Raw genomic sequence first — 24,426 nt, forward strand, 5'->3', positions numbered from 1 at the left:
GAAGCGGGTACACTTGTGCGCCGTTTTGCTTTCAGCGCCTGAATTCCCATGATTCCCACCGCCTGCGGCGTCGACTTCGGCACCTCCAATTCCACCGTCGGCTGGAGCCGTCCCGACCAACACGCGCTCCTGGCGCTGGAGGACGGCAAGACCACCTTGCCGTCGGCCATCTTCTTTCACGACGAGGACGCCGAGGTCAGCTATGGCCGCGCGGCTATCTCCGACTATCTGGCGGGCTATGACGGCCGCCTGATGCGCTCGATGAAGAGCCTCCTGGGCAGTTCGCTCATCGACGGTTCGACGGAAGTGCAGGGCCGCTCGATCCCGTTCCGCGTGCTGCTCACACGCTTCATCGCCGAATTGAAGGCGCGCGCCGAGACGGCCGCTGGCCGTGGCTTTACCCGCGCCGTGCTGGGCCGTCCGGTATTCTTCGTGGACGACAACCCGGCTGCGGACCAGACCGCCCAGGACACGCTGGAAGAGATCGCGCGCAGCGTGGGATTCACCGACATCGAGTTCCAGTTTGAGCCGCTCGCGGCCGCATTCGACTACGAGTCGCAGATCCGCCGCGAGGAACTGGTGCTGGTGATCGACATTGGCGGGGGGACGTCGGACTTCTCGCTGATCCGCCTGGGACCGGACCGCGCGGCCAAGCCCGACCGCCGCGACGACATCCTGGCCTACGGCGGCGTGCACATCGGCGGGGTGGATTTCGACAAGCAATTGAGCCTGGCGCACGTCATGCCGTTGCTGGGGCTGGGCAGCCAGTTGCGCAGCGGCAAGGATGTGCCGTCGACCCAGTACGGCAACCTGGCCTGCTGGCACACGATCAACCAGGCCTACACGCGCAAGGCGGCCGAACACTTCGCCTATATCCGCGCCGAGGCCGGCGACCGCCAGAAGATCGACCTGCTGCTGAACCTGGTCAAGGAACGGGCGGGGCACTGGGTGGCGGTGCAGGTGGAAGAAGCCAAGATCGCGCTGTCGGACGCGCCGGCCGCGCGCATCGATCTGTCGCGCGTCGCGCCCGAGCTGGGGGTGGAGGTGACGCGCCCGTCGTTCGACGCCTGCGTGGGAAGATTGATCGACAAAGTCGAGACCACCGTGGGCCAGCTTCTGCGCGACGCGGGGGTGTCGACGGCGGACGTGGATACCGTGTTTTTCACGGGCGGCTCCAGCCGCGTGCCGCGCCTGCGGGAAAGCGTGTCCCGGCTGGTGCCCGAGGCGCGCAGCGTCGAGGGCGATCTTTTCGGCAGCATCGGCGCCGGCCTGGCGCTGGACGCGGCGCGCAAGTTCGGCTGAACGGGGTCGGCTGCGCGGCGGTCGGCGGGCCGATGGTAAGCTCGCAGGCGTGCCCGCGCCGGTCCCGCGCATACCCCTGATCCAGACGTCCTCATGACCCGCCCAACCGATACCCATCTCGTCGAAACGCTCTTGAGCAGCGAGGCGCCGTACGACGGCAGCTTCCTAAAGATCCGCCGCGACACCGTCAGCCTGCCCAACGGCCACACAGGCATCCGCGAATACGTGGTGCATCCGGGCGCGGTGGTGGTCATCCCGCTGCTGGACGACGGACGGGTCCTGCTCGAGCGCCAGTTCCGCTATCCCATCGGCCGCGTGATGACCGAATTCCCCGCGGGCAAGCTCGATCCGGGCGAGGACCCGCTGGTGTGCGCCAAGCGCGAGCTGCTTGAGGAAACGGGCTACACCGCCGGCCAGTGGGCCCATGCGGGCGCCTTGCACCTGGCCATCGCCTATTCCACCGAAATCATCCACATTTTCTTCGCGCGCGGCCTGCGGGCGGGAGAGCGCCAGCTCGACCAGGACGAGTTCCTGGACGTGATCAGCACGCGGCCCGAAGATTTGGTCCAGGCTTGCGGCAGGGGCGAGGTCACCGACGCCAAGACGCTGACCTGCGTGCTGTGGATGCAGAACGTGCTGTCCGGCGCCTGGAAGCTGGACTGGCAGGACCACGCCGCCTGAGCGGCGCGCGCCGACACGACGGCCATGGCTTCCCATCCCGTGCTCATCCAGCCGTCCGGCCTGCGCTTTGACGCGCCGGCGGGCACGTCGGTGCTGATGGCGGCGCAGGTGGCCGGGATCAAGTTGCCCAGCTCGTGCCGCAATGGCACGTGCCGGGCTTGCATGTGCCTGATGCTGGAGGGTTCCGTGGCGTACGGCATCGAATGGCCCGGCCTGTCGCGCGACGAGAAAGAAGAAGGCTGGATCCTGCCGTGCGTGGCGCAGGCCACCGGCGCGCTGGAAATCCAGGCGCCGGGCGCCGCGCCCATCGAACCGGCGGCCGCGCCCGTGCGCCCGCTTACCGGCGCCAGGCGCTGAGGGCGCCGACGGGCATCAGGGCGGCGGTCATGCCCGCAACCATGCCCAGCACCATGCCCGCATAGGGCGACGCGTCCACATTCAGCGCGGTCTGAACGCCCAGACGCGCACCCAGCACCATTCCGATCGCCATGAGGACGGCGCACAGCGCGCGCTCGGCCAGCCTGGCTTGCGAACCGGGCCAAGGCAGCAGGGCGGCCAACGCCATGGCCGCGGAACTCGCCGGCATCAGCGCGGCATGCCGCCACGCAAGCTGCGCCAGCGTGCCGGGCGCGCCGCATTCGCTGGCCAGCAGCGCGGCGGGCGTGCGCCATGTGTCGACCAGCAGGCCGACAGCCATCGCGGCCATGCAGGCCAGCCACAGGCTCGCCATGCCCGCGGCCGGCGCAGCCCCGCGCCTAGGCCTGGTGGCGGCACGTACCGTGCGCGGTTTCGCCGTATCGGTCATGGTGGCGCACCCAGTCGCGCACATCGAAGTACGGGCCGTTTTCGTTGCGGCCCAGCGGCGCGATGTCCAGGTAGTTGTAGGCCCCGGACAGCCGCTCCACGCCGCGTTCGAAGGCTGAGTAGGTGTGGAAGATCTCGCCGTCCGGGTCGCGGAAGAAGACGCTGGCGCCGGGGCGCTCCTCCACGGCGCCGTCCGCCTGCGCCACGGACGCCTGGAAGTCGAAGTTGAAATCGCTGCGCTCGGACGAATACCAGTCGAACTTCCAGCCCATGCGTTGCTTGAAGGCCGCCAGCCTGGCCTGCGGGGCGCGCGATATGGCGACCACCGAGACGTCATGGTGGCGCAGGTGCATCAGCGCGCTGTCCAGGTGATCGGCCAGAAACGAGCAGCCCACGCAGCCGTCCTCCCAATCGGGGCTGAACATGAAGTGATAGACGATGAGCTGGCTGTGCCCCTGGAAGAGGTCCGCCAAGCCTTGGGGGCCGTGCGCGCCGTCGAAGGTGTAGGCCTTGTCCATCCTCACCCAGGGCAGGGCCATGCGCGAGCGCGTCAGCGCGTCCTCGGCGCGGGTCAGTTCTTTCTCGCGCCGCAGCAGCGCGTCGCGCGCGAGAGTCCATTCATGGCGGGATACGACGGGATGATCGGTTTGCATCGTACGGCTCCTTTGCGTGTTGGGCACGGGGCCCGGATAGGCGCGAACGGCGGACGCGTCAGGCCCTCATGCGAGGCCGGCGACGGACCCGCCTTTCACGGCCGGTGTCAGTCCGCGCCTGCCAGGTGCCCTGCCAGGCGGTCCATGGCGCCCGACCAGCCGTCCTCGTGGCCGTCGCGCGTGGCCTCGTCGACGAATGGGGCCTGCAGGAAGGCGAGCGCCGTGCCCGTCCCGTCGACCGTGAATTCCAAGGTGATCAGCGACACTTCCTGCGGCGTGTCGCGCCAGGCCCAGGTGAACACCAGGCGGCGATGGCGCTCCACTTCCTGGTAGCGGCCGCTGGCGTAGTGTTCACCGCCGTCCGCGGTGACGAAGCCCACTTGGTAGGCGCCGCCCACGCTGACGTCGGTCTCGGCCAGCAGCACGCGCTGGGTGCCCGCCGGACCGAACCAGCGCATCAGCGCTTGCGGGTCGGTCCAGGCGCGCCAGACGCGCTCGACTGGGGCGTCGAACCGTCGCTGGAGCCGCAGTTCGAGGGGGGAGATTCGGTTTTCCATGGGTGGACTTCCTCTTCGTGATAGAGATACCGCGCCAGTGAATCCAGTTGTCCGGTCCAGAACTTTTCGTAGCGGCCGAGCCAATCGGCGGCGGCGCGCATGGGTTCGGCCGACAAGGTGCAGCTCACGACCCTGCCATCCTTGGCCCGGGCGATGAGGCCGGCCGCTTCCAGCACCCGCAGGTGCTTCATGAACGCGGGCAGTGACATCGCGTGGGGCTGGGCCAGCGCGCTGACCGACGCCGACCCCCGTTCCAGGTCCGCAAGCACCCGCCGCCGCGTGCCGTCCGCCAGCGCGGAAAAGATGGCATCCAGCCTGTCGTCATTTAACTTAACCATAAGGTTAACTTTTAGGCCTGCAGCGAGCGGGTGTCAAGCCGTCAGGCTCCGGAGTTTCCCTAGGTAATGGTATGGCGGCGCGCTACTTGCCGCGTGGTTTGATGATGTCGCAGGCCGCGGCCGCGCTGCCCGCCTCGGCGTCTTCGCCCAGCAGCGCCCGCACGCCGCAGATCGACCCGAACATGCGCTTGCCGTCGTGGCCGACGCCGCCGACCTCGAAGCTGGTGTGGCGCAGCGCGACCGGCTTGGCGCCGCGCGCCGCCAGCACGTGCTCGTACCGCACGTAGCCCGTGCCCCGGGCCAGGCGCGTCGCGCCCTGGGCTTCGGCGCCGCAGGCCTTGTCCAGCAGCCGGTGCTCCGGGTTGTTGTCGGCGCCGCCCAGCAGGTAGACCACGTCGCGCGCCGCGTAGCGCACGAAGAGCCGCGAATCGTCGGTCTCCCGCGCGTAGGCGGGCAGCTTGTCCGTGCCGTACTTGTACTGGTTGTAGGTGGGGCAGATGCCGCGTTCGTAGCGGGCGTAGCCCTTGCCGTCGGGGCGCGGCCGTTCGTTGGTCAGGTACAGGTAGGAGGACGGATTGGCGATGACATAGCGCAGGGCCAGCCCGTCGCGGCGCAGCGATCCGTCCACGTTGTTCAGCACCGCGTAGCGGTGCACGAGCTGCGCGCCGGCGGAATGTCCGGCCAGCACCAGGCCGGCCAGGGCAGGCAGGCGCTTGCGGTCGTCCAGGCTGCGCAGCAGGTCGTCGAGCACCTGGAACGAACTGACCGGCGCGGGCCGGCCGGCGGCCTGGACGCTGTCTTCGCCGTCTTCCCAGCTGGCCTTGCGCCAGGCCGCCATGTTGGAGAATCCGGAGTCGATCGCGCCCGAAAAGCGCGGGGCAAGCACGAGCGTGTCGCGTGCGCGGGCGGGATTGGCGGCGACCAGGGCCGCTGCGGTCTCGAAATATTGGTCGGCGTCGCGCTTGACGCCGTGGATGACGATAAGCACCTGCCGGATGCCGCGCAGGTCGTCCTTGGCGAGGTCCCGGTTGGCGTAGACCGGCATCTTGTAGCGGTGGCCTGGGCGGCCCAGCTCAACCGCCTGCCAGCGCAGGGGCGCCGCGCGCCGGGGCGCGGGCGTGGCCTCGTCGTAGTCGTAGGGATCGGGCAGCGGCACCTGCGCATGCGCCGCGGCGCACGCCAGCAGGGCAACGATCGACAGGGATGCCGCCCGGGCGGCGCGGGAGAGGAACGCGGCGGGCGCGCGGCGCATGGCGCGGCGGCCGCTCAGCAGCCTTCGTGCCCCAGCAGTTGCTTGAGCGCCGGCAGGTCGAGGATGCGGACTTCGCGCTGGTTGATCTTGATGAGGCCGTCGCGCGCGAAGCGCGAGAAGAGGCGGCTCACCGTTTCCAGCGTCAGGCCCAGGAAATTGCCGATTTCTTCGCGGCTCATGCGCAGCACGAATTCGGTGGAGGAGTAGCCCAGCGAGGCGTAGCGTTGCGACAGGTTCAGCAGGAAGGCGGCCAGGCGCTGCTCGGAGCGCATCGAGCCCAGCGAGGCCAGCATCTGGTGCGAGCGGGTGATCTCGCGGCTCATGAGGCGGCGGAACTGCTGTTGCAGCGACGGCAGGTGCGAGGCGACGCGGTCGACTTCGTTCAGGCGGATGACGCAGACCTCGGAATCTTCGAGCGCCACGGCGGCCGACACGTGCTTGCCGTCCAGCATGCCGTCCATGCCGACGATTTCGCCCGGCAGGTGAAAGCCGGTGATCTGGATCTGGCCGGTGGCGTCTTCGAGCTGCGTCTTGAGGCTGCCGAAGCGCACGCCATAGACGGCGTCCAGCGGATGATCCAGCGAATACAGCGTCTTGCCCTTTTCCACGCGGACACGCTCTTTCACCAGTTCGTCCAGCTTTTCGACTTCGGCGGCTGCCATGCCCACAGGAACGCAGACGTGGCCCAGCATGCACGTGGAACAGTGGGCGGCATCAGGGGCAATGGGTACCCGTTTTTGCATACGATGACCTTTAGAGTGCCCATTGCGCGGCGGGCGCCGGAACGGGTGTGGAGCACGAGACAGGCGTCTATTGTAGTCCGTTGTTACTACGGGTGTCTTACCGGGCCTCGGAGCTGGTCTTAGAAAGGCGGTGGGCGATCCAGTCGTCCCCGAGAATATCGATTGCCGCGGCCCGCCAGGCGGGGTCGATGGGGTAGTACTCGCAGGGCAGCAGCCCGGTGTGGCCGGGGCCTTCCAGGCGGGCGCGCACCGTCCTGCGCACGAAGCAGCAGGGCTTGCCGGGCTCGTACTCTTCGATCTCGTCCATCAGCGCGACCAGCGCCGGTTCCACCTGGAATACATCGCCCCGGACGCGCCGGCCATCGTCCACCGGGATGAGGCCGGGCCAGTCGCCAAAATCGACCAGCATGCCGGGCACGGTGGCCGGGCCGACATGGCAGGCCGGCGGCAGTCCTCGCGCAGCGGCGGCCCGGGCGAGGTCGTTGATTTCGCCCGCGCGTAGGGTTCCGTACACAAAAACGTATATGCTCATTGCTTAGTTCGCTGCTGCACGTCGAAGACGACCATGGGCGGCCGGGGGTGTTGAAATTGTCTCATCCGGCCGCATATTCAGGTTATCGAGCCAGCCGGCACGTATCGGTCAGGCTCCCCACAAGCCACTACGACCACTATGCGATTCGACAAACTCACCACCAAGTTCCAACAAGCGCTGGCCGACGCGCAAAGTCTGGCCGCCCGCAACGACCATCCCTACATCGAACCCATCCACGTGTTGTCCGCCCTGTTGTCGGATGCCGACAGCGGCGCCGGCAGCCTACTGGCGCGCGCCGGCGTGGCCGTCAACCGGCTTGGCCCGGCGCTGGAAACGGCCCTCAAGGCCCTGCCGCAGGTGCAAGGCGATGACAACGTGCAGGTTGGCCGCGACCTGCAGGGCGTGCTGACCCGGACCGACAAGGAAGCCGCGCGTCGTGGCGACACTTACATCGCCAGCGAGCTCTTCCTTTTGGCCCTGGCCGACGACAAGGGCGAAGCCGGCCGCATCCTGCGCGACGCGGGCCTGCAGAAGAAGGCCCTGGAAGCCGCGATCGACGCCGTGCGCGGCGGCGAGAACGTCTCCGGCGCGGAAGGCGAGGCCAACCGTGAAGCCCTGGCCAAGTACACCCTGGATCTGACCGAGCGCGCCCGCCAGGGCAAGCTGGATCCGGTCATCGGTCGCGACGACGAAATCCGCCGCACCATCCAGATTTTGCAGCGCCGCACCAAGAACAACCCGGTGCTGATCGGCGAGCCCGGCGTCGGCAAGACCGCCATCGTCGAAGGCCTGGCGCAGCGCATCGTCAACGACGAAGTGCCCGAGACCCTGCGCGGCAAGCGCGTGCTGTCGCTGGACCTGGCCGCGCTGCTTGCGGGCGCCAAGTTCCGCGGCGAATTCGAGGAACGCCTGAAGGCCGTGCTCAAGGAGCTGGGCCAGGACGACGGCCGCAACATCGTGTTCATCGACGAGCTGCACACCATGGTGGGCGCGGGCAAGGCCGAGGGCGCGATGGACGCGGGCAACATGCTCAAGCCGGCGCTGGCGCGCGGCGAGCTGCACTGCATCGGCGCGACCACGCTGGACGAATACCGCAAGTACATCGAAAAGGACGCGGCGCTGGAGCGGCGCTTCCAGAAGGTGCTGGTCGACGAACCCGACGTGGAATCCACCATCGCCATCCTGCGCGGGCTGCAGGAGCGCTATGAAATCCACCACGGCGTCGAGATCACCGACCCGGCCATCGTGGCCGCGGCGGAACTCTCGCACCGCTACATCACCGACCGCTTCCTGCCGGACAAGGCCATCGACCTCATCGACGAGGCCGGCGCGCGCATCCGCATGGAGATCGACTCCAAGCCGGAAGTGATGGACAAGCTGGATCGCCGCATCATCCAGCTCAAGATCGAGCGCGAGGCGGTCAAGAAGGAGACGGATGACGCCTCCAAGCGTCGCCTGGCCGTCATCGAGGACGAGCTGCAAAAGCTGCAGCGCGAGTACAACGACTTCGAGGAAATCTGGAAGGCCGAGAAGGCCGCGGTGCAGGGCACCCAGGCCATCAAGGAAGAGATCGACAGCGTGCGCGCCGAAATGGCGGAGCTGCAGCGCAAGGGCCAGTTCGACAAGCTGGCCGAGCTGCAGTACGGCAAGCTGCCGGATCTTGAAGCGCGCCTGAAGGCCGCCGAAGTGGGCGCCGCCGAGGCTGCGGAGAACGCCGAAGGCGACGAGTCCCGTCCCCGCCTGCTGCGCACGCGCGTGGGCGCCGAGGAAATCGCCGAAGTCGTCTCGCGCGCCACGGGCATTCCCGTGTCCAAGATGATGCAGGGCGAACGCGAAAAGCTGCTGCACATGGAAGAATTCCTGCACAAGCGCGTGGTGGGGCAGGACGAGGCCGTGCGCCTGGTGTCCGACGCCATCCGCCGTTCCCGCGCGGGCCTGGCGGATCCGGCGCGGCCGTATGGCTCGTTCCTCTTCCTGGGCCCGACCGGCGTGGGCAAGACCGAACTCACGCGCGCGCTGGCCGAGTTCCTGTTCGACTCCGAAGAGCACATGATCCGCATCGACATGAGCGAGTTCATGGAGAAGCATTCGGTGGCGCGGCTGATCGGCGCGCCGCCCGGATACGTGGGCTACGAAGAGGGCGGCTACCTGACCGAGGCCGTGCGGCGCAAGCCCTACAGCGTGGTGCTGCTGGACGAAGTCGAAAAGGCGCACCCGGACGTGTTCAACGTGCTGCTGCAAGTGCTCGATGACGGCCGCCTGACCGATGGCCAGGGCCGCACCGTCGACTTCCGCAACACCGTCATCGTCATGACGTCGAACCTGGGGTCGCACCACATCCAGTCCCTGGCGGGGCAGCCTTATGACGTGGTCAAGGAAGTGGTGTGGGACGAGCTCAAGCAGACGCTGCGGCCGGAATTCCTGAACCGCATCGACGAAGTGGTCGTGTTCCATGGCCTGGAAGCGCAGCACATCGAGTCCATTGCCCGCATCCAGCTTCGCCGCCTGGGCGAACGCCTGGAAAAGCAGGAGATGCGGCTGGAAGTCACGGAGCCGGCGCTGGCGGAACTGGCCCGCTCGGGCTTCGATCCGGTGTTCGGCGCGCGCCCCTTGAAGCGCGCGATCCAGCAGCAGATCGAGAACCCGGTGGCGCGCCTCATCCTCGAAGGCCGGTTCGGACCGCGCGACGTGGTGCCGGTGGATTGGCAGGATGGGAAGTTCGTCTTCACGCGCACGCTGCAGTGATCGGGTTGCGCTGAAGCGTCGCCCTGAACGAAACGCCCGGCGTGAGCCGGGCGTTTTTTTGCCTGCGCCGCGGCGCGGCATCGCCGCAAGCAGCGACGCCGCAGCGCGGCCGTCAGGTCATTGCACCGTCACGAACACCGGGTTCGAATAAAACCACAGGTCGTTGTAGTTGCGGGCATTGATGGCGTTAAAGCGCGCCACGTTGTCGGCCAGGTCGATCTTTGCGTCCGGCAGCGGCTCGCCCGCTGCGGTTTCGCCGGCCACGTCCACGCCAAGATTGGTGCCGCGCAGGCGCAGGTACAGGCTCTTGTCGGCGGTGATGGTGGTCTTGATGACGTTGTAGCCGTCTTCGTCCACCGTCCAGTCGGCGCTGGTGTAGCGGGCCAGCACGCGCGTCGTGGGGTTGGTGTCGCTGTCGTACTCGGCGGTGCCCGGTTCGGCGCGCCCGGTCACGTCGCCCACGATCAGATCAACGTGGTGCACCGTGGGCTTCACGTAAGTGGGATTGCCGCTTTCGATCGGGTACTCGTAGTTGTTGCGCTCGGGGCTGCGAAAGCGGATGGTGACTTCCACTTCTTCACCCTTGGCCGCCTTGAGTTCGCCGCCCATGTGCGCCGCGCCGGCCGCGCCCTTGGCCTGGAAGTCCAGCGCGTCGATCAGGTCGCCGAAAACGCCGAACATGCGGCCGCTCTTCAGGCCCGCCGCCACGGCGGCCATGTCGTCGCCGTCCTTCCAGACGTGCGTCTTGGCGTATTCGCCGGGCGCGTAGCCGCTGCTGTACAGGCCCGAGGCCGTGCGGAAGTGGTAGTCCGAGTCGGCCACGTTCCAGATGCGGCGGCCTTCGCCCAGCAGCGCGTCCCAGGTGCCGCCCAGGTGCGCGACCAGGTAGTCGGCGCCGCCGTAGGTGCGGTTGGGCAGGAAGGCGTTGGTGTAGGCGGTGGCGTAGCCGCCGCGGTCCGGCTCCATCTGGTTGCCCACCATGCCCTCGATCGCGAAGAACACGGTCGGGGCCAGGTCGTGCATTTCGCGCAGTTGGGCAACGGTGTACTTGCCCGCATAGCGCGACGGGTGGTTCAGCAGCATGTAGCTGTCGGGATGCTTGTCGCGCAGCCACTTCAGCGCGGCCAGCGAGTCGGCGTGCGTGGTGTAGGCGCGCGTTTCACCGGACAGGCGCGAGACCAGCAGCGGGTCGAACAGGTTGGGATCGCGGTTGGTGAAAAGGTACTCGAACTCGGCCACGGCCTCCAGCGACTTGGCCGACTGCGGATTGTCGTAGCCGATGCCGATGTTCACGTGATCGTGCGTGGGCATGTCCCATTCGAACGACGAGAAGATGATCTTGCCGGCATAGCGGCCCGCGGCCTGCGCCTGCTTGATGTAGGGCACTTCGTACTGCGCCATGCCTTGCGAGAACGGGATCGATCCGCCCGCCAGGTTCACGCCGGTGTGGTCGCGCGCGGACAGGCGCAGGTGGTTCGAAATCGCGGCCCAGTCCAGCTTGTAGCGGTCGAACGCCTGGTCCAACGCGCTTTCCAGGCTGACCTGCGCGTCGTCCGACTGGTAGGTGTGCACGTGCAGATCGCCCGTCGACCACGCGCCGGTCTCGACCGGCTTGGGCTGCTCTGCGGGCGGCGTGGGGTCGGTCACCACCGGCGGCGCGGGATCGGGCGCGACCTCGTCGTCGTCATCGCTGCCGCCGCAGGCGCTCAACAAGGTGACGCAAGCCAGCGACAAGGGCATGATGGCCCGCCGCAAGCGGGATACTTCGAACTGCATCTGCAACACTCCAACGTCATGGCGGCATGCAACACGCAATGCCGCGAAGGGCGCAACTATGCAGACGGGCAATGACGGGGGAATGACAGCGCAGCGCGCCGGGCAACTATTTCTTTTTCGGCGCGGCCTCGGCCAGGGCCTGCTTGATGATGGCGTTGGCGGTCCAGCGGACCACGTCGGTGACCTCGGGCAGATCGAGCTTCCAGATGTCCTTGAGCACCAGGAACACTTCGGTGCCGTAGACCAGCGACAGCGCCTGCGCCACGCGGTCCTGTTGCGCCGGCGTGAGGTCGGCGGCCAGTGGCGCGATGGCGCGCTTCAGGATGTCGACGCGGTGGCCGCGCACCAGCCTGGGTTCGGCGCCGCCCTTGCCGGCGCTGGCCTGCGCGTGCTGCTGCAAGGAAACCAGGATGGCGGCGCGCAGCGGGGCCTCGTGGGCTTCCAGTCGGGGATAGGCAAAGCGCAGCAGTTCATCGACGCGCGCGGCGGCGTCGGGCGCATCGGAGTCCCACGCCAGGATGGGGCCCAGGCTTTCGTCGACCACGGCGGCGATCAGCGCGCTCTGGCTGGGAAAGTAGCGGTACGCCGTGGCCCGCGACACCTGCGCGTGTTCGGCCAGTTCCGCGACCGAGGGCGTGACGCCCTGCGCCATCAATCGATGGGCGGCGTCGAGCAGCGTCTTGCGCATGCGGGCGCGCGGCCCGTGCGGCGGTTCGCCGCTGGCCGCCGCCTGCGGGCTGGCGGGGGCGATCAGCCGTGTGCCGGCGGCCGGGGCGGGCGCCTTTTCGGCGGGCGTTCGGGTTTGACGTGAGACAGGCGTCTCAGTATGATTCTTTCGTCTCATTTCTGTATTCTACGGGCCTTTGGCCTCACATATCGAGGCGCGCACGCAGTGTAGCCGCCCGCGGAGGAGTCATGACGCATACCAGGCAGCGGGTGTTTGTCGCCGCAACCTACGACACCAAGGGCCAAGAGGCCGAGTACGTGGTGGACCTGCTTCGGCGCGATGGGCTGGACGTGGTGTCGGTGGATGTGTCGACCTCGGCCGCGCCCAGCGCGGCGCAGGTGTCGGCGCAGGAGGTGGCCCGGAGCCACCCCGAGGGCGCCGGCGCGGTCTTCACCGGCGACCGCGGCACCGCCATCGCGGCGATGGCCCTGGCGTTCGAGCGCTACACGGCTAATAACCCGGAAATCGGCGCCTTGCTGGGCCTGGGCGGCTCGGGCGGCACCGCGCTCATCACGCCCGCCATGCGGGCGCTGCCCATCGGCACGCCTAAGGTGATGGTGTCCACCATGGCCTCGGGCAACGTGGCCCCTTATGTGGGCCCGTCGGACATCGCCATGATGTACTCCGTGACCGACGTGGCGGGGCTGAACCGCATTTCGCGCCGCGTCCTGGCCAATGCGGCCGGCGCGATCGGCGGCGCGTTCCGCCAGGCCCAGGCCGCTGCCGACCACGATGACCGGCCCGCGGTGGGCGTCACCATGTTCGGCGTCACCACCGCCTGCGTGCAGCAGGTTGCGCCGCTGCTGGAATCGCGCTTTGACTGCCTGGTCTTTCACGCCACGGGCACGGGCGGCCAGTCCATGGAAAAGCTGCTGGACAGCCGCCTGCTGGCCGGCGTGCTGGACCTGACCACCACCGAAGTCTGCGACTTCCTGTTCGGCGGCGTGCTGGCCTGCACCGACGACCGCTTCGGCGCGGTGGCGCGCACCGGCGCGCCCTACGTCGGGTCGTGCGGCGCGCTGGACATGGTGAACTTCGGCGCGATGGACACCGTGCCCGAGCGCTATCGCGGCCGGCGGTTCTATCCCCACAATCCCCAGGTCACGCTGATGCGCACGACCATCGAGGAAAACGCCCGCCAGGGCGAATGGATCGCCGACCGGCTGAACCGCTGCGACGGGCCGGTGCGCTTTTTGATCCCCGAGGGCGGCGTGTCCGCGCTGGATGCGCCAGGCCAGGCGTTCTGGGACCCGGAGGCCGACGCCGCGCTGTTCGCCGCGCTGGAGGCCAACCTGCGGCAGACGGCCGACCGCCGGCTGATCCGCGTGCCCTGCCATATCAACGACCCGCTGTTCGCCAGGACGGCGGTCGACCACTTTCTTGAAATTGCCGCACATTGAGGATTGCCGCCATGCCGCGTTTTGACCGTCACGAACTGCTGGACACCTTCCGCGCCATGGTGCGCGCCCGCACGCCCATTGTGGGCGGGGGCGCGGGCACCGGGCTGTCGGCCAAGTGCGAGGAAGCGGGCGGCATCGACCTCATCGTGATCTACAACTCGGGCCGCTACCGCATGGCGGGCCGCGGTTCGCTGGCGGGCCTGCTGGCCTACGGCAATGCGAACGAGATCGTCGTGGACATGGGCCGCGAAGTCCTGCCGGTGGTCAAGAAGACGCCGGTGCTGGCCGGCGTGAACGGCACCGACCCCTTCTGCGACTTCGACGTGTTCCTGGACGACCTGAAGCGGCAGGGCTTTGCCGGGGTGCAGAACTTTCCCACGGTGGGGCTCATCGACGGCAATTTCCGCGCCAATCTGGAAGAGACGGGCATGGGCTACGCGCTGGAAGTCGACATGATCCGGCTGGCGCACCAGAAGGACATGCTGACGACGCCGTACGTCTTCAATGAGGACGACGCCGTGGCCATGGCCCAGGCCGGCGCGGACATCATCGTCGCGCACATGGGCCTGACCACCGGCGGGTCCATCGGCGCGGAGACGGCCCTGACCCTGGACGACTGCGTGCGCGCGATCGACCGCATCGCCGACGCGGCGCTGGCGGTGCGCCCGGACATCATCGTGCTGTGCCACGGCGGCCCGATCGCCACGCCGGCCGATGCCGTTCACGTGCTGCGCGCGTGCAGGCATTGCCATGGCTTCTACGGCGCCAGCTCCATGGAGCGCCTGCCGACCGAGCAGGCGCTGACCGCCGCCACGCGCGAATTCAAGAGCCTGACCTTCTGACCCTGTCGTTGCAATGCCCGTCCGCGCGACACCGATCAGCACGGTGGTGACGCCCGCACACCTAATGCTTCTGCCGCGCAGCGGGCAGGCGGCGGCAGCCTGCGGGCAGTTGGGCCGTGCGCAGGTAGTCGTGGATGGATGCGATCAATGCCTGTGCGGCCGGGCTCAACGGATATTCCTTGTTGCGAATGATGCATAGCGTGCGCACCACCGTGGGCCGCGCCAGCAGCGCGTAGGCCAGGCCCGGCTCCATCACACGTTGCGCGGCCAGCGCCGGCAGCACGGCCACGCCCATGCCAGCCTTGACCAGCGCCGCTTGCGACGTCGTGCTCGACGCTTCATAGAAGGGCGTCGCCGCCTCGATCGGCAAATCGGCGCGGGCGCGCAGCAGCGCCATGATGCCCGTTTCATCCACCACGCCCACCAGCTTGCGGCCGGTCAGGTCGGACCAGCGCATGGCGCCGTCACGTCCTGGGCGCAGGGTGGCGTCGTCCTGCCGGTAGAGCACACCGAAGCGGTCTTCCAGCAGGGCGTCGAATTGCAAGCCCGGGGCGTCGGCCCAGCGGCTGGTCAGGCCAAAATCGACCTCGCGCGCAGCCACCTTGCGTTGGATGCGGCCGGAGTTGTCGTCGCTGAGATAAAGCCGCACCGCCGGATAGTGCGCCGCGAACACAGCGGCAGCCGGCGCGATGAGCTGCGTGATGGCCGACGGTGCGGCCGCCACGCCAACCCGTCCGCGTTCCAGCGCGCCAAAGCGCACCACGTCCTCGATCACGCCGTCAAAATCCGCCAGCAGCCGCATGACGCGCGGCAGGAACTCTTCGCCGGCCGGCGTCAGCAGCACACGCCGGCTGGTGCGGGCAAAGAGCTGGGTGCCCAGCCCCTCTTCAAGCTGGCGCACCAGGCTGGTGACCGACGATTGCGTCTGGAACAGGCGCTTGGCGGCATGCGTGAAGCTGGACTCCTGGGCCACCGCCACAAAGGCGGTCAGGTGCTTCAAGGTGACGTGCTTGGGCAGGCGATGCATTTCAAAACGCGATAGATGGATCAATAAAAACAATTTTTCCAGATTGATCCCGCGGACGATACTAGGGCCTTCATCAAGGCAGGAACACCATGCAGGGGACTTTGGATCTGATCATCGAAGGCGGCTGGCTCATCGACGGGCTGGGCGGCCCGCGGCGGCGCGCCGACGTGGGCGTGGCGGGCGAACGCATCGCGGCCATCGGCGACCTGTCAGCCGTGGCCGCGGTCAGGCGCCTGAACGCGGCCGGCAAGATCGTGGCGCCCGGCTTCATTGACGTGCACGGCCACGACGATCTGATGTTCGTGGAAAAGCCGGACCTGGCCTGGAAGACCAGCCAGGGCATCACCTCGGTCGTGGTGGGCAATTGCGGCGTGAGCGGCGCGCCCGCGCCGCTGGCGGGCAACACCGCCGCCGCGTTGGCGCTGCTGGGGCAGACGCCGCTCTTTGCCAGCATGGCGGCCTATTTCGATGAACTGCGCGAGCGCCAGCCGGTGATCAACGTGGCGGCGCTGGTAGGCCACGCGAACCTGCGCCTGGCGGTGATGCGCGATCCGACGGCCCAACCCTGCGCCGAGGAACAGGAGGCCATGCAGCGCATGCTGGCCGAGGCGCTGGACGCCGGCGCGGTGGGCTTCAGCACGGGCCTGGCTTACCAGCCCGGCGGCGTCGCAAAGCCGCCGGAACTCGAGGGCCTGGCCCGCGTGGCGGCGGCGCGCGGCGCGATGCACACCAGCCACATCCGCAACGAAGGCGACAACGTCGAGGCGGCCGTCGACGAGGTGCTTGCCATCGGCCGCGCCACCGGCTGCGCCACCGTGCTGTCGCATCACAAGTGCATGATGCCGCGCAACTGGGGCAAGAGCGCCGCCACGCTGGCCAACGTCGACCGCGCCCGCGCCGAAGGCGTGGACGTGGCGCTGGACATCTATCCCTATCCGGGCAGCTCCACCATCCTGATCCCGGAACGCGCCGAGACGATCGACGACATCCGCATCACATGGTCGACGCCGCATCCCGAATGCAATGGCGAGTACCTGAGCGACATCGCGGCCCGCTGGGGCTGCGACAAGACCACGGCGGCCGAGCGGCTGTGCCCGGCGGGCGCCATCTACTTCGCCATGGACGAGAACGAAGTGCGCCGCATCTTCCAGCACGAGTGCTGCATGGTGGGCTCCGACGGGCTGCCCAACGACGCGCATCCGCATCCCCGGCTGTGGGGCAGCTTCACGCGGGTGCTGGGCCGCTATGTGCGCGAAGCCCGGCTCGTGACCCTGGAGGCGGCGGTGGCCAAGATGACGGCCTTGCCCGCGCGCGTCTTCGGACTGGCGGACCGCGGCCAGATCAGCGTGGGCGCGTGGGCCGACATCGTGGTGTTTGATGCCGACACGGTCGTGGACCGCGCCACCTGGGAAGCGCCGACGCTGGCTTCGGCCGGCGTGGAACACGTGCTGGTCAATGGCACGCCCGTATTCCCGGCCGCCGCGGACATGCCGCGACCCGGCAGGATCCTTCGCCGCGTCGGGGACGCGGCGCCACCCCTTCGATAACAACAGCAATTTCCAGGAGATCCACCATCATGTTCCGCAAGACTTTCGCCGCCCTGGCGCTGGCCGCCGCGCTGCCGACAGCCCACGCCGCCTTTCCCGACCGGCCCATCACCCTGATCGTGCCGTTCCCGGCGGGCGGTCCCACCGACATCGTCGGCCGTGTGGCCGCCGCCAAAGCGGGCGAGATCCTGGGCCAGCAGATCGTGGTGGAGAACCGCACGGGCGCTTCGGGCACGATCGGCATGACGGCCACCGCCCGCGCCAAGCCGGACGGCTACACCGTGGGCCTGGCCACCGTCAGCACGCACGGCACGGCGCCGCACCTGTTCCCCAACCTGGCCTACGACCCGGTCAAGGATTTCACGCCCATCAGCAACCTGGTGACCAGCCCCAACATTCTCAGCGTGAACCCGGGCTTTCCGGCCAAGACGCTGGCCGAATTCGTGACCTACGTGCGCGCCAATCCCGGCAAGGACGGGTACGCGAACGCTGGCGCGGGCGGCGTGAACGACTTGGGCATGATCTGGTTCCTGCAGATCATCGGCGGCAAGATGAACAGCATTTCGTATCGCGGCTCGGCGCCCGCGCTGACCGATACGGTGGGCGGCGTGGTGCCGGTGATTTTCGACAACTTCCCGTCGTCGCTGCCCTACGTCAGGAGCAATCACCTGAAGCCGCTGGCGATCACCGGCACGGCGCGCAATCCGCGCCTGCCGGACGTGCCGACCTTCGCCGAACAGGGCTACAAGGATTACGACGTGACGGCCTGGTACGGCGTGGTGGGTCCGGCCGACATGCCGGCCGATGTGCGAGACAAGCTGGCGGACGCCTTCGCGCGCGCCGTGCGCGATCCGGCCACCGCGGCCAAGATGGAAGAGACGGGCGCTTTCCCGCTGGGCAACACGCCGGCGCAGTTCGGCGAGCAGATCCGCACCGAACGCGACCGATGGAAGACGGTGATCGAGAAGGCGCAGATCAAGCTGCAGTGATCCCCGCGGCGGCGGCCATGCGGCATTGATCCGGCCGGATCGATCCATCTGCCCGCGCCGGCGCGCCCGTGCGCCGCGTCGCGGGCATGTTCTTTCAGTACACGTCGCGCCGATAGCGGCCGGCTTGTTGCAGGTCCTGCAGACGCTGGGCGCCCAGGATGTCCTGCAGGGCATCGTCCACGCCGCCCGCCATGCCTTGCAGGCTGCCGCACACATACACGGCGGCGCCCGCGTCCACCCAGGCACGCACGGCGTGCGCCTGTTCGCGCAGGCAATCCTGCACGTAGCGGCGCTCGGCCTGGTCGCGCGAAAAGACGGTGTCCACGCGTTCCAGCGTGCCGTCTTGCCGCCACCGTGCGATGTCCTCGCCGCAGAACCCGTCGCAGGCGGCATTGCGTTCGCCAAAGATCAGCCAGTTGCGGCGATGGCCGGCGGCGCGGCGCGCCTTGATCAGGGCGCGCAGGCCGGCAAGGCCGGTGCCGTTGGCGACCAGGATCATCGGGCGGTCGTCCGCGGGCGCGTGGAAATTGCGGTTGGCGCGCACGCGCAGGGCGATCTCGTCGCCGGGCTGCGCGATGTGCGTGAGCCAGCCGCTGCCCAGGCCCAGCGCGCCGTCCGGGCCGCGCATCTGGCGCACCAGGAGCTGGATGCCGCCATCTTCGGGCAGCGAGGCGATGGAGTATTCGCGATGCGCCTGCAAGGCGCCGCCGCGTTCACGCCGGGGGCCGATCTCGGCGATGTCGCCCGCCTGCCACGGGCGCGAGCCTTCGGCGGGCGGCGTCAGCGTGAGCAGATGGCAGGGGCCGCCCTGGCTGCCGGGATTCAGCAGGGTCCTGTCCGCCAGCCGCCAGGATTCGTAGACCGGCGCCTCCCAGTCGGGCAGGTCGCTGCGGCCGGCCAACAGGCCCAGGTGGTGCTGCCAATGGCGCAGCGCGGCCGGGTCGCCGTTGTCGACCTCGACCAGATCGAAAAGCGGCGCCGCGCCTTGCGCGTGCAGCCAGTGGTCCAGATGACGGCCGAAACCGCAGAAGTGCGCATATTCGCTGTCGCCCAGCGCCAGCACCGCATACTGCGCGCCCGCCAGCATGGCGCCGGCGGGGATCTGCTGCATCTGCCCGGCAAAGGCCGCCGCCGCATCCGGCGGATCGCCTTCGCCGTAGGTGCTGACGACGAACAGCATGCGCCGGTAGTCGGCGAGGCGCGCGGCGTCGATCTGGTCCAGCGCGGCGACGCGCACCGTCAGGCCGCCGGCCCGCAGGGATTGCGCGGTCTGCGCGGCCAGGGCTTCGGCGTAGCCGGTCTGGCTGGCGTAGGCCACCAGCAGCGCGTCTGCGGGGGCGGGCGCGTCCAAGGCCTGCTGCGCGCGTGCATGCTGCGCCTGCTGCAGCCGCGCACGGCGCCAGGCCCACAGGCACAGCAGCGCCCAGGTCAGCACCACGCACGCCGCCGCGATCAATCGGGGTTGGGACATAAGGGGTCAGCGCGCGAGCGCCAGGGTTTCGAACGGCGGCGTGGCGACCACGCGCCAGGCGTCGCGCTCGCGCACGATGAACAGCGCCGCGAGCGCGTGGCGGCGGGCATAGGCCAGCCCCTCGGTCTCGCCCAGCACCGTCAGCGCGGTGGCCAGCGCGTCGGCCTGCATGCAGACCGGATGCAGCACCGTGACCGACGCCAGGGCATTGCGCACGGGGTGGCCGGTGCGCGGATCGATCGTGTGGGCGTAGCGGGCATCGCCATCGCCGGCATGGCGCCGGTAGTCGCCCGACGTGGCGATGCTGCAGTCGGCCAGCGGCAGGGCCAGGGCGTGGGCGTCGCTGGCGTCGGGAACCTCGATGGCCACGCGCCAGGGCTGCCCGTCCGGGCGCCTGCCGCGGGCGCGCAGTTCGCCGCCCACTTCGACGAGGTAGTCCGTGATGCCCAGCGCATCGAGGGCCATCGCGGCGCGGTCCACGCCGTAGCCCTTGGCGATGGAGGACAGGTCCAGATAAGTGCCGCCGGCCTGGTAGGCGGCCTGGCGGTCTTCGTCCAGCCGCACGCGCCGCCAGCCGCAGCGGTCGCGGGCGGCCTGGATGGCGGCGGCGGAGGGCGGTTCATGCGCGCGCTGGTGCGGCCCGAAGCCCCAGGCGTTGACCAGCGGACCCACCGTGGGATCGTAGGCGCCGCCGCAGTCCTCGGCCAGCCGCAGCGCGTGGCGCAGCACATGGAAGAAACCTTCCGGAAGCGCCTGCCAGCCGGGCCCGGCGCGGTTGTAGCGCGTGATGTCCGAGTCCGATTCCCAGGTGCTCATCTGCGTGACCACCTCGTCGACCGCGGCCTGGATGGCCAGCCGCGCCGTCGTTTCGGCGACGCCGGCCGGCAAGGCCATGCGCGCGGACCAGGTCGTGCCCATGGTCGCGCCGGCCAGCGCGGCGGCCTGCGCGGCCGGGCGCGCGGGCATGGCGCCATAGGCGACGCGCACGGCCGGGGCGGCCGCGCCGCGCGGGGCGTAGGAAGGGGATGTGGCCACGCGTGCGCCTGCGGTTCAGGGTTGCAGCACTTCCACGGTGCCGGCGTACGACAGGCGGCGCTTCTTGGCCTGCGGCACGCTGACCTTGGCGTCTTCCATGCCGGCTTCGATCCAGTACAGGCCGGGCTGCGGCCACTTCACCGAGAACTTGCCGTCTTTGTCGGTCTTGAGCGCGATCTCGCCGACCTTGTCGCGATAGCGGCTGCCGCCGGGCACGACGTTCACCTCCAGGTCCGCGGCGGGCTTGCCGTCCAGCAGCATCTGGAACGTGGCGGCTTCGTCGGTGAAGAGGTCGTTCGGGTGCGTCACGGGCGCCAGTTCCAGGCCGCGGCCCACCGGCTTGACGGCCGACGGCTTGCCGGCGGTCACGAAGGTCTCGACGCGGCCCAGGCTCTGCGAGATTTCCAGTTCGTCCGCCTTGGCGGGCACGGCCTGCGCCAGACCTTCGGCCTTGCCGAAGTAGCGCTTGTTCTTGCCGTCTTCCTTCCAGCGGGCGAAGACGCCGTCGTTGACCACGGCCACGCGGTAGGTGCCGCTCTGCTTGAGCTGCAGGTCGAACGTGCTGCGCAGCTTGCCGCGGTTGACGTTTTCGGCCTCGGCGGCGGAGCCGTCCGGCGCGGTCACGGTCAGGCCGTCCAGGCGCAGCGGGGCGTGGTTGAAGTAGAACTTGTCGTTGCCGACGGCGGCATCCACGGTGATCCAGCTATCGGCGCCCGACAGCACCGTCGAGGACGGCACCATCCAGACGTCATGCGCATGGGCGGCAAAGGGCAGGCTCAGCGCGAGGGCGGCGGCCAGTTTGGCGGCGGATTTCATCGTTGCGTTCCTAGAGAACTGAAGGACTGAAAGGCTGAAGGACGTGATCAGGGTTTGAGGTCGAGCGCGACCGCGCCCAGTTCGTGTTCGCCGCGCGCCGTCAATTGCTCGGCCTTTTGCGGCGGCCACTGGAAGGGGATGCGCAGCAGCTCGCGGCCGCCGACTTCGCGCGCCGCTTCCACCACCAGGGCGTACTGCCCGGGCTTGAGCTGCGACAGCGGCTTGCTGGCCGCGTCAAAGGACAGCGCGTGCTTGCCCACGGGCTTGGTCGCGCCGCTGACGCCGTCCACCGGGAATTGCTGGTTGCGTCCGCTGCGGCGCCACCACTGGCGCATGTCCTTGAGCCATTCGGTGCCTTCGTTGTTCTTCTTGGCCACGTCATACCAGACGGCCAGGTCGGTGGCGACGCTCTGGTCGGGGTTCTCGATCCAGATCGCCACGTAGGGGCGGTGGTACTCGGCCACGTCCAGGCGCGGCACCTCGATGGACAGGCCGATGTCGGCCGCATGGGCCGTACGGGCGATCAGGCCGGCCAAGAGGGCCGGCAACAGCAGCTTGCGCATGGAAATCTCCAGGGCGTATCGATGGAATCAATGGATGAACAGCAGGGCCAGCACCAGCGGAATCACCAGGCCCAGCCCCACCATGGGCCAGGTCGCGCTGCGGTTGCCGGCGTGCATCTTGAGCAGCACCAGTCCGGTCAGCGAAAACACCAGACAGGCGACGGCGAACACGTCCAGGAACCAGCGCCAGGCCAGGCCCGTGTTGCGGCCCTTGTGCAGGTCGTTCAGGTAGGAAATCCAGCCGCGGTCGGTGCGTTCGTATTCCACGTCGCCGCTGGCGCGGTCGATGGACAGCCAGGCGTCGCCGCCCGCGCGGGGCAGGGAAAGGTAGACCTCGTCGGGCGACCACTCGGCGGATCTTCCAGCGGTGGAAGCGTCCAGCGCCTCGTCCAGCCACTCGGCCACGGGCGCGGGCAGCGGCGCCTGTTTTTGCGCGGGCGCCGCGGCAAGCTGGTTCAGGATGGCGTCAGGCAGACGGGCCTGGCGGCTGGTCACCGCCGCCTTCGATTCGATGAGCGAGGCATTGTTCAGGGTGAGCCCCGTCACGGCGAACAGCAGCATCCCCAACAGACAGAGCGCAGAGCTGATCCAGTGCCACTGATGCAGTGTCTTGAGCCAGTAGGCGCGGCGGCGAGGAACGGATTGGGTGTCCATGGGAAATCGGTCTGGAAGCGGCGGATTCTAGCATTTAATGAGAATTACTCTTAAAAAAGCCGGGCCGCCGCGCGCGCGGAAATTTCAATCGATTTCGGCTGTGAACGACGGCCTGGCGCGGCGGCGCGCCGCATGCGGCGTGCGCCCGCATCCTTTCCGGGGCTAAGATAAGCCACCCTTTGCAAACACCGGAGGTCGTCATGCTGCAACAGCAAGTGGTGGATCAGATCGGTCGTCATTGGGGATGGGTGGCGCTTCGCGGCGTCGTCGCCATCCTGTTCGGTTTCATGGCCATGTTCATGCCGGCCATCACCTTGTCGGCGCTGGTGCTGGTGTGGGGCGCGTTTGCGCTGGTGGATGGCGTGCTGGCGCTGATCGCGGGGTTTCGCATCCGCGACAACGGCAAGCCGCTTTGGGCGCTGATCGTCGTGGGCCTGCTGGGCGTGGCGGCGGGCATCGTCACCTTCCTGTGGCCCGGGCTCACCGCGCTGATCCTGCTCTACATCATCGCCGTCTGGGCCGTGGTGGCGGGTGTGTTCCAGATCATCGCCGCCGTGCGCTTTCGCAAGGCCATCCGCAACGAATGGCTGCTTGGCCTGGCGGGGCTGGTGTCGGTCGCCTTCGGCGCCATGCTCATCATGCAGCCCGGCGCCGGGGCGCTGGCGCTGGTGTGGGTGATTGGCATCTACGCCGTTTTTTTCGGCATACTCCTGCTGGTCTTTTCCCTGCGTCTCAAACAACACGGCGCCACCTGATGTCCATGTCTGCCTATCAAACGCTGGTACCCCTGAATTTCCTGGCCGTGGGCCTGGGCGCGATGCTGGGCGCCTGGTCCCGCTGGCTGCTCGGCCTTTGGCTCAACGTCGGCTCCTGGCCCTGGGGCACGCTGGCGGTGAATCTGGTGGGTGGCTATCTGATCGGGGTGGCGCTGGCCCTGGTGGCCGGTCATCCCGAATGGCCCGCCTGGGTGCGGCTGGGGGCGATCACGGGGTTCATGGGCGGACTGACCACGTTCTCCACCTTCTCGGCGGAAACCGTGGCGATGCTGGAACGCGGCGCCTATGCCAGCGCGGTGGGGTATGCCGGCTTCAGCCTGGCCGGCTCGCTGGCGCTGACGGCGGCGGGCCTGGCCACCGTCAGTCTGCTGCGCTAGGCGCCGCTGCTCACTTCTCGTCCTCGGGCGCCGGGGACGCCGCGGGCAGCCAGGTGGGCTGGCCGGGCATGTCGTGCGCCTGCATGTCCATGCGGTATTCGTAGCGGTCGGGGCGGTAGCGGGCGTGCAGCCATTCGACCGGCCGCCCGGATTCGTCGCGCACCACGCGATGCAGACTGAGCAGGGCCGATCCCACCGGCACGTCCAGCAGCTCGGCCACGCCGGGCTCGGCCAGCACGGCCGACATCGATTGCTCGGCGCGCGCCACGCGCACGCCTAGATCGCGAAAGATGGCCAGCAGCGGCTTGGAACCGAGATCCTCGCGGCGGATGCGCCGCCCGATGTCGTCCGGCACGAACGTGATCAGGCAGGAAAACGGCTGCCCTTCGTGGCTGCGCACACGCACGGCGCGCTGCACGGGGGCGCCCACCGCCAGCTCCAGCCGCGCCGCCACCTGGGGGGTGGCGGGCGTGGTCTCCAGTTCCAGCAGCCGCACCTGGGTGTGCATCCCCATGCGGGCCAGATGCGCCATGAGGGCGTCGATTCCCGCGCCATGCTGCGCGGCGGGAAACTGCGCGGGCTTGGCGGCGAACGTGCCGCGCCCCTGGCGGCGCTCGATCAGCCCGTCGGCCGCCAGGGCATCCAGCGAGCGTCTGATCGTCAGGCGCGACACGCCGTATTCGGCCGCCAGCGCGTTCTCGCCCGGCATGGCCCTGTCCGGGGCGAACCCGCCGGCCTCCAGCCGTTGCTTGAGCAGCAGATAGACCTTGTGATAAAGCGGCAATGGGCTGTCGGACACGGCTTGGGGGCTCCTGGAAG

At 68.7% G+C, this 24,426-nt stretch carries 26 protein-coding genes; 10 read left to right on the forward strand and 16 right to left on the reverse strand.

From position 1 onward, the window contains the following. The first annotated feature begins 48 nt into the window (after window positions 1–48). The 3 genes from BMW75_RS14040 (at window position 49) to BMW75_RS14050 (ending at window position 2,340) form a co-directional block, all read left to right on the forward strand. On the forward strand, window positions 49–1,302 hold the full coding sequence (locus BMW75_RS14040; RefSeq protein WP_092580124.1) for an Hsp70 family protein: 1,254 nt from the start codon (window positions 49–51) through the stop codon (window positions 1,300–1,302). Window positions 1,303–1,395: 93 nt separating this feature from the next. Continuing rightward, window positions 1,396–1,983 (forward strand): NUDIX domain-containing protein, encoded by a 588-nt coding sequence (locus BMW75_RS14045; protein WP_092580126.1) that lies wholly within the window; start codon window positions 1,396–1,398, stop codon window positions 1,981–1,983. Window positions 1,984–2,007: 24 nt separating this feature from the next. Next, window positions 2,008–2,340, forward strand: coding sequence for a 2Fe-2S iron-sulfur cluster-binding protein (locus tag BMW75_RS14050; protein ID WP_092580128.1), 333 nt, complete (start codon window positions 2,008–2,010; stop codon window positions 2,338–2,340). Here BMW75_RS14050 and BMW75_RS14055 read toward each other — a convergent pair. The 7 genes from BMW75_RS14055 to BMW75_RS14085 all read right to left on the reverse strand — a co-directional run bounded on the left by BMW75_RS14055 (window position 2,321) and on the right by BMW75_RS14085 (window position 6,862). Then, on the reverse strand, window positions 2,321–2,713 hold the full coding sequence (locus tag BMW75_RS14055) for a hypothetical protein (protein WP_092580130.1): 393 nt from the start codon (window positions 2,711–2,713) through the stop codon (window positions 2,321–2,323). The two genes, BMW75_RS14050 and BMW75_RS14055, sit on opposite strands and share 20 nt — an antisense overlap. Before the next feature lie 25 nt (window positions 2,714–2,738). After that, entirely contained in the window at window positions 2,739–3,440 is a 702-nt protein-coding gene (locus BMW75_RS14060; protein WP_092580132.1) for a DUF899 domain-containing protein, read from the reverse strand. 107 nt (window positions 3,441–3,547) lie between these two features. After that, entirely contained in the window at window positions 3,548–3,997 is a 450-nt protein-coding gene (locus BMW75_RS14065; protein ID WP_092580134.1) for an SRPBCC family protein, read from the reverse strand. Further along, window positions 3,898–4,335 (reverse strand): ArsR/SmtB family transcription factor, encoded by a 438-nt coding sequence (locus BMW75_RS14070; RefSeq protein ID WP_092580136.1) that lies wholly within the window; start codon window positions 4,333–4,335, stop codon window positions 3,898–3,900. The genes BMW75_RS14065 and BMW75_RS14070 overlap by 100 nt, the downstream gene beginning before the upstream one ends. A gap of 82 nt (window positions 4,336–4,417) precedes the next feature. After that, window positions 4,418–5,587, reverse strand: coding sequence for a hypothetical protein (locus tag BMW75_RS14075; RefSeq protein WP_092580138.1), 1,170 nt, complete (start codon window positions 5,585–5,587; stop codon window positions 4,418–4,420). 14 nt (window positions 5,588–5,601) lie between these two features. Beyond that, entirely contained in the window at window positions 5,602–6,330 is a 729-nt protein-coding gene (locus tag BMW75_RS14080) for a helix-turn-helix domain-containing protein (RefSeq protein WP_076520281.1), read from the reverse strand. Between the two features lie 97 nt (window positions 6,331–6,427). Beyond that, entirely contained in the window at window positions 6,428–6,862 is a 435-nt protein-coding gene (locus BMW75_RS14085) for a gamma-glutamylcyclotransferase family protein (RefSeq protein ID WP_092580140.1), read from the reverse strand. Window positions 6,863–7,000: 138 nt separating this feature from the next. On the opposite strand from BMW75_RS14085, the gene clpB reads away from it, so the two are divergent. Then, on the forward strand, window positions 7,001–9,607 hold the full coding sequence (clpB, locus tag BMW75_RS14090) for an ATP-dependent chaperone ClpB (protein WP_076520283.1): 2,607 nt from the start codon (window positions 7,001–7,003) through the stop codon (window positions 9,605–9,607). Window positions 9,608–9,724: 117 nt separating this feature from the next. On the opposite strand, the gene BMW75_RS14095 is transcribed toward clpB, so the two are convergent. Further along, window positions 9,725–11,383, reverse strand: a complete 1,659-nt coding sequence (locus BMW75_RS14095) for a CehA/McbA family metallohydrolase domain-containing protein (protein ID WP_092580142.1) — start codon at window positions 11,381–11,383, stop codon at window positions 9,725–9,727. A gap of 106 nt (window positions 11,384–11,489) precedes the next feature. Then, window positions 11,490–12,137: a TetR/AcrR family transcriptional regulator gene (locus BMW75_RS14100; protein WP_076522034.1), complete on the reverse strand. Its 648-nt coding sequence runs from the start codon at window positions 12,135–12,137 to the stop codon at window positions 11,490–11,492. Between the two features lie 161 nt (window positions 12,138–12,298). Between BMW75_RS14100 and BMW75_RS14105 the strand changes: the two genes are divergently transcribed. Both BMW75_RS14105 and BMW75_RS14110 read left to right on the forward strand, forming a co-directional pair. Next, complete coding sequence (locus BMW75_RS14105; RefSeq protein WP_092580145.1) at window positions 12,299–13,510, forward strand: Tm-1-like ATP-binding domain-containing protein; 1,212 nt, start codon at window positions 12,299–12,301, stop codon at window positions 13,508–13,510. An 11-nt stretch (window positions 13,511–13,521) separates the two neighbouring features. Further along, window positions 13,522–14,352: a phosphoenolpyruvate hydrolase family protein gene (locus BMW75_RS14110; protein ID WP_092580147.1), complete on the forward strand. Its 831-nt coding sequence runs from the start codon at window positions 13,522–13,524 to the stop codon at window positions 14,350–14,352. Between the two features lie 61 nt (window positions 14,353–14,413). Here the strand turns inward: BMW75_RS14110 and BMW75_RS14115 are convergent, their stop codons facing one another. After that, a complete protein-coding gene (locus tag BMW75_RS14115; RefSeq protein ID WP_092580404.1) occupies window positions 14,414–15,379 on the reverse strand; it encodes a LysR family transcriptional regulator in 966 nt (321 codons plus the stop codon). 89 nt (window positions 15,380–15,468) lie between these two features. On the opposite strand from BMW75_RS14115, the gene BMW75_RS14120 reads away from it, so the two are divergent. After that, complete coding sequence (locus BMW75_RS14120; protein ID WP_092580149.1) at window positions 15,469–16,926, forward strand: N-acyl-D-amino-acid deacylase family protein; 1,458 nt, start codon at window positions 15,469–15,471, stop codon at window positions 16,924–16,926. A 29-nt stretch (window positions 16,927–16,955) separates the two neighbouring features. Further along, window positions 16,956–17,915: a tripartite tricarboxylate transporter substrate binding protein BugE gene (locus BMW75_RS14125; RefSeq protein WP_092580151.1), complete on the forward strand. Its 960-nt coding sequence runs from the start codon at window positions 16,956–16,958 to the stop codon at window positions 17,913–17,915. Window positions 17,916–18,009: 94 nt separating this feature from the next. On the opposite strand, the gene BMW75_RS14130 is transcribed toward BMW75_RS14125, so the two are convergent. The 5 genes from BMW75_RS14130 to BMW75_RS14150 are packed head-to-tail and all read right to left on the reverse strand — an operon-like array spanning window position 18,010 to window position 22,454. After that, window positions 18,010–19,386 carry a sulfite reductase subunit alpha gene (locus BMW75_RS14130; RefSeq protein WP_092580153.1) on the reverse strand — a complete coding sequence of 459 codons (1,377 nt, stop codon included), beginning with the start codon at window positions 19,384–19,386 and terminating at the stop codon, window positions 18,010–18,012. A gap of 6 nt (window positions 19,387–19,392) precedes the next feature. Further along, window positions 19,393–20,421: an FAD:protein FMN transferase gene (locus BMW75_RS14135; protein ID WP_092580155.1), complete on the reverse strand. Its 1,029-nt coding sequence runs from the start codon at window positions 20,419–20,421 to the stop codon at window positions 19,393–19,395. 15 nt (window positions 20,422–20,436) lie between these two features. Then, window positions 20,437–21,237, reverse strand: a complete 801-nt coding sequence (locus BMW75_RS14140; RefSeq protein WP_092580157.1) for a DUF4198 domain-containing protein — start codon at window positions 21,235–21,237, stop codon at window positions 20,437–20,439. A gap of 47 nt (window positions 21,238–21,284) precedes the next feature. Then, complete coding sequence (locus tag BMW75_RS14145; RefSeq protein ID WP_092580159.1) at window positions 21,285–21,800, reverse strand: DUF2271 domain-containing protein; 516 nt, start codon at window positions 21,798–21,800, stop codon at window positions 21,285–21,287. Between the two features lie 27 nt (window positions 21,801–21,827). Then, a complete protein-coding gene (locus tag BMW75_RS14150) occupies window positions 21,828–22,454 on the reverse strand; it encodes a PepSY-associated TM helix domain-containing protein (RefSeq protein ID WP_092580161.1) in 627 nt (208 codons plus the stop codon). 200 nt (window positions 22,455–22,654) lie between these two features. Here BMW75_RS14150 and BMW75_RS14155 point away from each other — a divergent pair, with 200 nt between their 5' ends. Next, window positions 22,655–23,209: an HdeD family acid-resistance protein gene (locus BMW75_RS14155; protein ID WP_076520293.1), complete on the forward strand. Its 555-nt coding sequence runs from the start codon at window positions 22,655–22,657 to the stop codon at window positions 23,207–23,209. Window positions 23,210–23,214: 5 nt separating this feature from the next. Beyond that, window positions 23,215–23,607 (forward strand): fluoride efflux transporter CrcB, encoded by a 393-nt coding sequence (gene crcB / locus BMW75_RS14160; RefSeq protein ID WP_076522037.1) that lies wholly within the window; start codon window positions 23,215–23,217, stop codon window positions 23,605–23,607. Between the two features lie 10 nt (window positions 23,608–23,617). Here crcB and BMW75_RS14165 read toward each other — a convergent pair whose 3' ends face one another. Continuing rightward, window positions 23,618–24,406, reverse strand: a complete 789-nt coding sequence (locus tag BMW75_RS14165; RefSeq protein WP_092580163.1) for a GntR family transcriptional regulator — start codon at window positions 24,404–24,406, stop codon at window positions 23,618–23,620. Between the last annotated feature and the right edge of the window lie 20 nt (window positions 24,407–24,426).

The organism is Achromobacter sp. NFACC18-2 (assembly GCF_900108985.1).
GTDB lineage: Bacteria > Pseudomonadota > Gammaproteobacteria > Burkholderiales > Burkholderiaceae_B > Achromobacter.

What these genes read in the sequence shown, in the direction of transcription:
- BMW75_RS14040 (WP_092580124.1), top strand. Translation starts at nt 49, where the DNA reads ATGATTCCCACCGCCTGCGGCGTCGACTTCGGCACCTCCAATTCCACC.
- BMW75_RS14045 (WP_092580126.1), top strand. Translation starts at nt 1,396, where the DNA reads ATGACCCGCCCAACCGATACCCATCTCGTCGAAACGCTCTTGAGCAGC.
- BMW75_RS14050 (WP_092580128.1), top strand. Translation starts at nt 2,008, where the DNA reads ATGGCTTCCCATCCCGTGCTCATCCAGCCGTCCGGCCTGCGCTTTGAC.
- BMW75_RS14055 (WP_092580130.1), bottom strand. Translation starts at nt 2,713, where the DNA reads ATGGCGAGCCTGTGGCTGGCCTGCATGGCCGCGATGGCTGTCGGCCTG.
- BMW75_RS14060 (WP_092580132.1), bottom strand. Translation starts at nt 3,440, where the DNA reads ATGCAAACCGATCATCCCGTCGTATCCCGCCATGAATGGACTCTCGCG.
- BMW75_RS14065 (WP_092580134.1), bottom strand. Translation starts at nt 3,997, where the DNA reads ATGGAAAACCGAATCTCCCCCCTCGAACTGCGGCTCCAGCGACGGTTC.
- BMW75_RS14070 (WP_092580136.1), bottom strand. Translation starts at nt 4,335, where the DNA reads ATGGTTAAGTTAAATGACGACAGGCTGGATGCCATCTTTTCCGCGCTG.
- BMW75_RS14075 (WP_092580138.1), bottom strand. Translation starts at nt 5,587, where the DNA reads ATGCGCCGCGCGCCCGCCGCGTTCCTCTCCCGCGCCGCCCGGGCGGCA.
- BMW75_RS14080 (WP_076520281.1), bottom strand. Translation starts at nt 6,330, where the DNA reads ATGCAAAAACGGGTACCCATTGCCCCTGATGCCGCCCACTGTTCCACG.
- BMW75_RS14085 (WP_092580140.1), bottom strand. Translation starts at nt 6,862, where the DNA reads ATGAGCATATACGTTTTTGTGTACGGAACCCTACGCGCGGGCGAAATC.
- clpB (WP_076520283.1), top strand. Translation starts at nt 7,001, where the DNA reads ATGCGATTCGACAAACTCACCACCAAGTTCCAACAAGCGCTGGCCGAC.
- BMW75_RS14095 (WP_092580142.1), bottom strand. Translation starts at nt 11,383, where the DNA reads ATGCAGTTCGAAGTATCCCGCTTGCGGCGGGCCATCATGCCCTTGTCG.
- BMW75_RS14105 (WP_092580145.1), top strand. Translation starts at nt 12,299, where the DNA reads ATGACGCATACCAGGCAGCGGGTGTTTGTCGCCGCAACCTACGACACC.
- BMW75_RS14110 (WP_092580147.1), top strand. Translation starts at nt 13,522, where the DNA reads ATGCCGCGTTTTGACCGTCACGAACTGCTGGACACCTTCCGCGCCATG.
- BMW75_RS14115 (WP_092580404.1), bottom strand. Translation starts at nt 15,379, where the DNA reads ATGCATCGCCTGCCCAAGCACGTCACCTTGAAGCACCTGACCGCCTTT.
- BMW75_RS14120 (WP_092580149.1), top strand. Translation starts at nt 15,469, where the DNA reads ATGCAGGGGACTTTGGATCTGATCATCGAAGGCGGCTGGCTCATCGAC.
- BMW75_RS14125 (WP_092580151.1), top strand. Translation starts at nt 16,956, where the DNA reads ATGTTCCGCAAGACTTTCGCCGCCCTGGCGCTGGCCGCCGCGCTGCCG.
- BMW75_RS14130 (WP_092580153.1), bottom strand. Translation starts at nt 19,386, where the DNA reads ATGTCCCAACCCCGATTGATCGCGGCGGCGTGCGTGGTGCTGACCTGG.
- BMW75_RS14140 (WP_092580157.1), bottom strand. Translation starts at nt 21,237, where the DNA reads ATGAAATCCGCCGCCAAACTGGCCGCCGCCCTCGCGCTGAGCCTGCCC.
- BMW75_RS14145 (WP_092580159.1), bottom strand. Translation starts at nt 21,800, where the DNA reads ATGCGCAAGCTGCTGTTGCCGGCCCTCTTGGCCGGCCTGATCGCCCGT.
- BMW75_RS14150 (WP_092580161.1), bottom strand. Translation starts at nt 22,454, where the DNA reads ATGGACACCCAATCCGTTCCTCGCCGCCGCGCCTACTGGCTCAAGACA.
- BMW75_RS14155 (WP_076520293.1), top strand. Translation starts at nt 22,655, where the DNA reads ATGCTGCAACAGCAAGTGGTGGATCAGATCGGTCGTCATTGGGGATGG.
- crcB (WP_076522037.1), top strand. Translation starts at nt 23,215, where the DNA reads ATGTCTGCCTATCAAACGCTGGTACCCCTGAATTTCCTGGCCGTGGGC.